The organism is Pseudomonas psychrophila HA-4, assembly GCF_000282975.1.
Lineage (GTDB): Bacteria > Pseudomonadota > Gammaproteobacteria > Pseudomonadales > Pseudomonadaceae > Aquipseudomonas > Aquipseudomonas psychrophila_A.
Genome location: NZ_ALJC01000103.1, coordinates 21,527 through 28,501, shown reverse-complemented (window position 1 = coordinate 28,501; position 6,975 = coordinate 21,527). Strand labels below are relative to the sequence as shown.

The following is a 6,975-nucleotide window of genomic DNA, read 5'->3' as shown; positions in this document are numbered from 1 at the left end:
ACCCAAAAAGTTGGATGGGTGTCCAACTTTTTGGGGGCAGTTCAATTTGTAGGAGCGACGGTGCCTTAGGCTTTTGAGTATTGCCGATGCAACTCGTCCAGCAACCGGTCCTTGTCTTCCCATAACTGGTTGATCCAGCCCTGAAACGCCAACTTGTATTCGGCGTCCTGGTCGTAGTTTCGACCAATAAACTGCGCCGGAATCGCCAACTCTTCAAACACTACCACCACGTCGCGCACGTTGCCGCACAGCAAGTCCCAATACCCCGGGCGTCCGCCTGGGTAATGAATCGTCACGTTGACGATGGACTTCAACTGTTCGCCCATCGCATCCAACACAAAAGCAATGCCCCCGGCTTTAGGTTTGAGCAGGTAGCGAAACGGTGATTGCTGTGCGGCGTGTTTGGCTTCGGTGAAGCGCGTGCCCTCAACGAAGTTGAAAATCCCCACCGATTGATCTTTGAACTTGGCGCAGGTTTTACGCGTGGTCGCCAAGTCTGCGCCTTTCTTTTCCGGGTGTTTGGCCAGGTAGGCTTTGGAATAGCGCTTCATGAACGGGAAGCCCAGCGCCCACCACGCTAGCCCAATAATCGGCACCCAAATCAGTTCTTGCTTAAGGAAGAACTTCAATGGGCGGATACGTTTGTTGAGCACGTATTGCAACACCATGATGTCGACCCAGCTCTGATGGTTGCTGGTCACCAGGTACGAGTGCTCGTAGTCCAGCCCTTCAAGGCCCTTGATATGCCAGCGGGTCTTGCGCAGTAAATCCATCCAGCGATTGTTGTTACCCACCCACGCTTCGTGGATATGCCGCATCAATTCATCAGTCACGCGTTGCGCGGCTCCAAACGGCAAGCACAACTTGAAAATGGCGACGATAAACAGCGGCGTGCAGCACACGATGGTGTTGATCGCTAATAGCAATGAAGCAATGACGCCGCGTAACGGCGCAGGCAGAGAGTCCATTCACACATCCATAGGTCGGTTGGCGGCTTGAATCGCCGTCAAGGCGATGGTGTAGACGATGTCGTCCACTTGGGCGCCGCGGGGCAGGTCGTTTACCGGTTTGCGCAGGCCTTGCAACATCGGCCCTAGGCTGACGCAATCGGCGCTACGTTGTACGGCTTTGTGCGTGGTGTTGCCGGTGTTCAGGTCCGGGAACACAAACACGGTAGCTCGGCCTGCAACCTGGCTATTAGGCGCAAGCTGACGGGCAACTGCTTCGTTGGCGGCGGCGTCGTATTGCAACGGGCCGTCGATCAGTAGCGCGTGCTGGGCTTCGTGCGCCAGCAAGGTGGCTTCACGGACTTTTTCGACCTCTTCACCGCTGGCTGATTCGCCGCTGGAGTAACTGATCATAGCCACACGTGGGGTAATCCCGAACGCAGCCGCCGAGTCGGCACTTTGCAGGGCAATTTCGGCCAGCTCAGTCGCGGACGGGTGCGGGTTCATCACGCAGTCGCCGTAAACCAGTACTTGCTCAGGGAACAACATAAAGAATACCGACGACACCAATGTGCAGCCGGGAGCCGTTTTAATCAGTTGCAGGGCAGGGCGGATGGTGTTGGCGGTGGAGTGGATGACCCCGGAAACTAGCCCGTCGACCTCGTCCAGTGCCAGCATCATGGTGCCGATCACCACCGGGTCTTCCAGTTGCTGTTCGGCCATCGGCGCATTGATGCTTTTGGTTTTGCGCAACGCCACCATTGGTTCGACGTAACGGCCACGAATTACATCCGGGTCGAGAATCTCCAGTCCCGGCGGCAGTTCAAAGCCATGGGCCTTGGCCACGGCGTGAACCTCTTCAGGCTTGGCCAGCAGCACGCAACGGGCGATACCGCGGGCCTGGCAAATGGCGGCGGCCTGCACGGTCAAAGGCTCGCTGCCTTCGGGCAAGACGATCCGCTTATTGGCGTGCTGGGCGCGCTGGATTAATTGATAGCGGAACACCGCAGGCGTGAGGCGCATCTCGCGTGGGGTTCCGCAGCGCTGATGCAGCCAGTGCGCGTCGAGGTGGCTGGCGACAAAATCAGTGATGATTTCTGCGCGTTCGCGGTCATCAATCGGGATCTCTTTGTTGAGCTGATTGAGCTGGTTAGCGGTGTCGTACGAGCCGGTGCTCACCGACAGCACGGGCAGCCCGGCTTGCAAGGCCCCACGGCACAGCTCCATCAGGCGCGGATCGGGCTTGGTGTCGCTGGTCAGCAGCAGGCCCGCCAGCGGTACGCCGTTCATGGCGGCCAGGCTGACAGCCAAGATGATGTCATCACGATCACCAGGGGTTACCACCAATACACCGGGTTTGAGCAGTTGCAGGGTATTGAGCACGGTGCGGGCGCACAGGATGATCTTCGACATGCGCCGGGTTTCGTAGTCGCCCGCGTTCAGCACTTGTGCCCCGAGCAATTCTGCTACGTCGCGGGTGCGCGGTGCATTGAGTTCGGGTTGGAACGGAATGCAGCCCAGCAGCTTGAAGTCACCACTGCGCAGCAACGGCGAGTGCTCTTTGAGGCGGGCCGAAAACACTTCCATGCTTTCGTCGGTTCGCACTTTATTGAGGATTACGCCGAGTACTTTCGGGTCTTTCGGGCCGCCAAACAGCTGCGCTTGCAACTCAACCCGGCCTGAAAGCTCGGTCAGCACTTCGTTTTCCGGCGCCGACACCAAAATCACTTCAGCATCCAGGCTCTTGGCTAGGTGCAGATTGACCCGGGCCGCGTAACTGGCGGTGCGAGTGGGCACCATGCCTTCAACGATCAGCACATCTTTGCCAATGGCTGCTTCTTGATAAAGGCGGATGATCTCTTCGAGCAGTTCATCCAGTTGGCCATCACCGAGCATCCGCTCGACATGTGCCAGACCCAGAGGCTTTGGCGGTTTGAGGCCGTGAGTGCGGGCCACCAATTCGGTAGAACGTTCAGGGCCGGTGTCACCTGGGTGCGGTTGGGCAATCGGCTTGAAAAAACCCACCTTCAGACCTGCACGTTCCAGGGTACGGACCAGACCGAGACTGATAGATGTCAGGCCCACACCAAAGTCAGTGGGGGCGATAAAGAAAGTTTGCATGCGAGCTTCCTGACGTGGCAGTGCAAGAGCAACACTCGATAAACGAGACATGTGCCTGAATCAATTGCCAAGGTTAACGCTATCGGCCTCTTGAGCACACCAGCCACAGCGAAAGGGTTGGCCTATTTTTTTCAGCCGTTGCTCTGGGTCCAGGACCCAAGGGCGCGATTGCCAAGGTGGTTGATGGCGCTGGTGCTGAGTATGGCCACACGAGAGCACGACGACCCAGTGCTGTTCTTCATCTTGTCGCCAGCCAATGATTGTTGAAGTTTTCAAAGTTATCCGTTGGTCTTGGTTGTGTTCGCTTTCGTGCGAATGCTTGGTTAAACTTGCGAACTCATTATTATTTTGCAAAAGGTCTCGCCCCATGACGATCGCCGCCAACAAGGCTGTCTCCATCGAATATACCCTGACCAACGACGCTGGTGAGATCATCGACAGCTCTGCTGGCGGTGCTCCTCTGGTTTACCTGCAAGGCGCAGGCAACATTATTCCAGGTCTGGAAAAAGCGCTTGTAGGCAAGAACGTTGGTGACGAGCTGGTAGTTGCTGTAGAGCCTGAAGACGCTTACGGCGAATACTCCGCTGAGCTGGTTAGCACGTTGAGCAGCAGCATGTTCGAAGGCGTTGATCAACTGGAAGTGGGCATGCAGTTCCACGCTTCCGCGCCAGACGGCCAAATGCAAATCGTGACCATCCGTGATCTGGACGGCGACGACGTGACTGTAGACGGTAACCACCCATTGGCTGGCCAGCGTCTGAACTTCCAAGTCAAGGTTGTTGCTGTACGTGACGCGAGCGAAGAAGAACTGGCTCACGGCCACGTTCACGGTGAAGGCGGTCATCAGCACTGATAAGTGCAGCTACGCTCAGGGTTGAGCTAGCCATAAAAAGGCGCCTTCGGGCGCCTTTTTATATTGTTGAGAGTGTGGCAATTGTCAGCTTGAGCGATTGTCTGAAACTAGCCTGGGAATTTTGGAGTCCGTCATGAGTGCTTTTCACGACCTTACCTTAGACGCACTGGACGGCAAACCGTTGTCACTTAAGACCCTGAAAGGGCAGGTGGTACTGGTTGTGAACGTTGCCTCCAAATGCGGTTTGACGCCGCAGTACGCGGCCTTGGAAAACCTGCATCAACAGTACAAAGAGCAAGGCTTCAGCGTATTGGGCGTGCCTTGCAATCAGTTCGCTGGGCAAGAGCCGGGCACTGAAGAAGACATTCAGGCGTTTTGCAGCCTCAATTACGGTGTGTCTTTCCCGTTGAGCAGCAAAGTTGAGGTTAATGGCCCTGCCCGTCACCAGCTCTATCGCTTACTGGCAGGTGAAGGGGCCGAGTTCCCTGGCGACATTACCTGGAATTTCGAGAAGTTTTTGGTCGGCCCGGACGGTCGAGTTCTGGCGCGCTTCTCACCTCGCACGACGCCGGACGAGGCCACTGTTATTCAGGCGATTGAAAAGGCGCTGGCCTAATCGAGCACTCTTCTTGTAGCGAGTTTGGCTCGCGATCTTTTGATCTTTGAAAAGATCGCGAGGCAAGCGCCTACAGCTTTGAGGGTGTAGGCAGCGCGGGTGAATCGATGTTGCTCTGGCAGGCCCGCTGCAACTGACCTTCAAACTGCTCGATAATCCCCGGCCAACCTTGGCGACACGCATGGTGACGCGCATTAAGACGCACCGTGCGCAAGGTTTCCGGGTCTTCGAGCAGCCAGGCTGCCGCATCAATTAAGGCGTACTCATCGCCGGGCATGGCCAGTACACCGTTATAGCCGTGCCGAATATGCTGACCAGCGGCTGCGGCGTCATAGGCCACAACCCCCAACCCAGATGCCAGCGCTTCGAGCACTACATTGCCAAAGGTCTCGGTCATGCTGGGAAATAAGAACACATCACCGCAGGCGTAGTGGCGTGCTAGGTCTTCGCCTGATTGAGCCCCACAAAAAATCGCTTCGGGCAGTGAGGCTTCGAGTGTGGTGCGTTTGGGGCCGTCGCCGACCACAATCAATCTGAATCTGCGCCGTGGGTAACGCTCTTGCAGAGCATCCAGACAGCGTTTTAGCGCCCCCAGATTCTTTTCAGGTGCCAGACGGCCCACATGCAGCAGCGCAATGTCGTTTTCGCCCAAGCCCCAACTTTGACGCAGGGCGTTCTGGCGTTTTGCCGGGCTAAACAGTCGACTGTCGACCCCGCGCTCAAGCAACTCCAGTCGATCAAAGTGCCGGCGCTCCAGCTCAAGCCGCTGGCTGGTACTGGGGACCAGGGTTAACGCTGAGCGGTTGTGAAACCAGCGCAAATACTGAGTCAGGAACCGGGTGAACACGCCCAAGCCATACACACTGGAGTATTGCTGGAAATTGGTGTGAAAACCGCTAACCACGGCAATCCCCAGTCGGCGGGCAACGCGAAGCGCACACAGCCCTAAAGGGCCTTCAGTAGCGATATACACCACATCCGGGCGTTGCAATTGCCAGCGTTTCATCAATCGACGGGTGGAAGCTACGCCCCACTGCAAGCCGGGGTAGCCCGGCATAGACCAGCCACGGCAGAGCATCAACTGATCATTGCTGCGCTGATTACCGTCGCATGTCTGACGTGGACGCACCAGTTCGACATGGTGGTCGCGAGCGCGTAACCCATCAAACAAACGGCCAAGGGTGTTAGCCACACCGTTGATTTCAGGTGGAAAAGTTTCGGTGATCAGGGATATATGCAGGGCAGTTGTCATAGCGCCAGTCTCAACGTGATCTATGTCGACTACGTGTCAGCTAAGTGATGATTTTATGGCTAATAAGCCGTGCTGATGCGGGCGGCTCTCATCGTTTGAACCACGGCGATGAGCGCTGGGAGGGCATATCTATGTAGTGCCATCGGGCGCAAACAAGGTTTTGCGCCCAGACAAGTGTTTCAAGGTTTTTTGACGACCAATGCTGCTTCGCCGCGTTCACGCACCCAAAACAACGTCGCCCCGGCCACGGCTGCTGGCATCATCAGGATGTTGACCACCGGAATCAGCAACACTAGGTACACCACCCCACCAAAACTCAGACTTTGCCAGCGCTTTTCACGCAGCCAGGCGAGCATTTCGTTCCAGCCCAGTTTGTGGTTGTCCGCCGGGTAGTCGATGTACTGGATGGCCATCATCCAGACCCCGAAAATCAGCCACAACGGTGCAGCGATCAGGTTAACCACGGGTACAAACGAGAGAATCAGCAAGGCAATGGCTCGGGGCAGAAAGTAACCCAACTTGCGCATTTCACGCACCAGCGTGCGGGGCACCATTGCGATCAGTTCGCCCCAACTAAAAGGTGGGGAGTTATCAACACCGCGTACCACGGCTTCGACTTTTTCCGAGAGAAACCCGTTAAAGGGCGCGGCAATAATATTGGCCAGCATGGTGAAGGTGAAAAACACCATCAGCGCAACCAGCACCACAAACAGTGGCCATAACACGTAGTTGAGAAAACTGAGCCAACTGGGGAGCGACGGCATCAGTGCATCGACCCAAAGGCTGAACTGATGCCCGGCGAAGTAAATCAGCCCGACGAACAGCACTAGGTTGATCAGCAGCGGCAATAGCACGAATAAACGCAGGCCTGGGCTCAGGACCAGCTTTAGACCTTCACGCAGGTACTGCGGACCAGAAAGAACGGGGGCGGGCATAGTGGGCTCCGAGCAAGTGAAAACCGGCCGACCTTAACGGCTTTATCTGTATGACGAAAGCCCAGTCTCAAGATCGACAATAACTGTAACAAAGACGCCCAATGATGAATTTGGCTACATAGAGACCTGCTATGAGCTGGATTGTTAATGCGTATTTCCTTACTCTCAGCGGCCTCTATACGCTGCACCTACATTTTTCAGGACCTGCGGGTTTCAGGCTTGGCCTGAGCGGGTGTGCGGTTTCTTTTTAT

At 56.2% G+C, this 6,975-nt stretch carries 7 protein-coding genes; 2 read left to right on the top strand and 5 right to left on the bottom strand.

What is annotated here, in order from left to right; all coding sequences use genetic code 11:
• Positions 1-65: 65 nt before the first annotated feature.
• The 3 genes from B347_RS0116895 to B347_RS0116885 are packed head-to-tail and all read right to left on the bottom strand — an operon-like array spanning position 66 to position 3,467.
• On the bottom strand, positions 66-968 hold the full coding sequence (locus tag B347_RS0116895) for an acyltransferase (protein WP_019410873.1): 903 nt from the start codon (positions 966-968) through the stop codon (positions 66-68).
• Entirely contained in the window at positions 969-3,068 is a 2,100-nt protein-coding gene (gene pta, locus B347_RS0116890; protein WP_019410872.1) for a phosphate acetyltransferase, read from the bottom strand.
• A 60-nt stretch (positions 3,069-3,128) separates the two neighbouring features.
• Entirely contained in the window at positions 3,129-3,467 is a 339-nt protein-coding gene (locus B347_RS0116885) for a DUF3565 domain-containing protein (protein ID WP_026014249.1), read from the bottom strand.
• Here B347_RS0116885 and B347_RS0116880 point away from each other — a divergent pair.
• The gene (locus tag B347_RS0116880) at positions 3,436-3,921 is read left to right on the top strand and encodes an FKBP-type peptidyl-prolyl cis-trans isomerase (RefSeq protein WP_019410870.1); all 486 of its coding nucleotides are present in this window, start codon (positions 3,436-3,438) and stop codon (positions 3,919-3,921) included. The genes B347_RS0116885 and B347_RS0116880 overlap by 32 nt on opposite strands.
• A gap of 133 nt (positions 3,922-4,054) precedes the next feature.
• Positions 4,055-4,537 carry a glutathione peroxidase gene (locus tag B347_RS0116875; RefSeq protein WP_019410869.1) on the top strand — a complete coding sequence of 161 codons (483 nt, stop codon included), beginning with the start codon at positions 4,055-4,057 and terminating at the stop codon, positions 4,535-4,537.
• A gap of 70 nt (positions 4,538-4,607) precedes the next feature.
• On the opposite strand, the gene B347_RS25125 is transcribed toward B347_RS0116875, so the two are convergent.
• Both B347_RS25125 and cysZ read right to left on the bottom strand, forming a co-directional pair.
• Positions 4,608-5,789: a glycosyltransferase family 4 protein gene (locus B347_RS25125; protein WP_019410868.1), complete on the bottom strand. Its 1,182-nt coding sequence runs from the start codon at positions 5,787-5,789 to the stop codon at positions 4,608-4,610.
• Positions 5,790-5,968: 179 nt separating this feature from the next.
• Entirely contained in the window at positions 5,969-6,724 is a 756-nt protein-coding gene (gene cysZ, locus B347_RS0116865; protein ID WP_019410867.1) for a sulfate transporter CysZ, read from the bottom strand.
• Positions 6,725-6,975: the final 251 nt, after the last annotated feature.